This is a genomic window from Leisingera sp. MMG026, from assembly GCF_021654205.1.
Taxonomy (GTDB): Bacteria; Pseudomonadota; Alphaproteobacteria; order Rhodobacterales; family Rhodobacteraceae; genus Leisingera.
The window spans coordinates 1-1,089 of sequence record NZ_JAKFZM010000124.1 but is presented as its reverse complement, the minus strand read 5'-3'; the positions used below and the strand labels follow the sequence as shown (position 1 = coordinate 1,089).

At 65.1% G+C, this 1,089-nt stretch carries 1 pseudogene; it reads left to right on the top strand.

The features are described 5' to 3' along the window. A pseudogene (locus L1069_RS23725) lies at positions 1-524 on the top strand (hypothetical protein); the annotation flags it as partial. Between the last annotated feature and the right edge of the window lie 565 nt (positions 525-1,089).

The window sequence follows — 1,089 nt, the reverse complement described above, 5'->3', positions numbered from 1 at the left end:
GCAATGACGCCCGGTCTCTGGCGCAATTCATCCGCTCGGGCTGGTTCAAGCCTGTCCACGTGCAGTCGACGGTGAGCCAGGAGATGCGCAGGCTCCTGATGTCGCGCGAGTTTTTCGTCAACAAGCTGCACGACCACGAGAACGAGATCCGTGGACTTCTGCCTCCATTCGGGCTGAAGGCCGGCCGTATCGCGGCGGGGGACTTCGAGGCCCGGGTGCGTGAACTTGTGGAGGGGCGCCCGAACCTCGAGCTCTGTATGTCCGCATTGCTTCGCCGGTGCACCGGGATGCAGGCGCAACTTGCCGAACTCCACAGGGCGCTTTTGCGTCTCACCGCCAACGACGAACTCTGCCGCCGGTTCATGATCATCCCCGGAGTTGGCCCGGTCACGGCACTGGCCCGGTCACGGCACTGGCCTTCAAGGCGACGATCGACGACCCGGGGCGCTTCCGGCGCTCGAGTGATGTCGGCGCTCACCTTGGCCAGACACCGAGACAATACCAGTCTGGAGAGACCGGCGTGAGGGGGCGCATCAGCCGGTCCGGCGATGCCTTCACTCGCACGGCGCTCTTCACTGCGGCCCACGTCATGCTCACCCGCTCGCGCCAATGGACGTCGATCCGGGCCTGGGGCTTGAGGATCGCAAAGCGGAGCAGTCTGAAGAAGGCGAAGATTGCGGTGGCGCGCAAGCTCGCCGTCGTAATGCATCGCATGTGGCACGACGGCGCCCCTTTCCGCTGGGGAGCCGCTGCATGATCTGACGCCGAAGCCCTGGCGCCAGTTCGCCCAGGGCTTTGGCAAGGGTCCCGTCAGGGACGGGGATGAGGCGAAGGCCGCACGTATGCCTGGCGCTGCTTCTGCGCGCAATCTCGCAAGCCCGCCGTTTAGCATGGTCCGCCTCACCTTCGACCGCCAACATACGGCGCGCCCTGCGACGGGCCGGCCGCGGACAGAAGCATGACCCCATGACGGAACCGAAGCCGATCACACTTGACCAACAGCCCCCGATTACAGGTGGCACTCCAGGCGAAGACGGCCTTTGAATCTTTCCACGAAGCCGTTTTGCACAGGCTTGCCGGACGCGATGC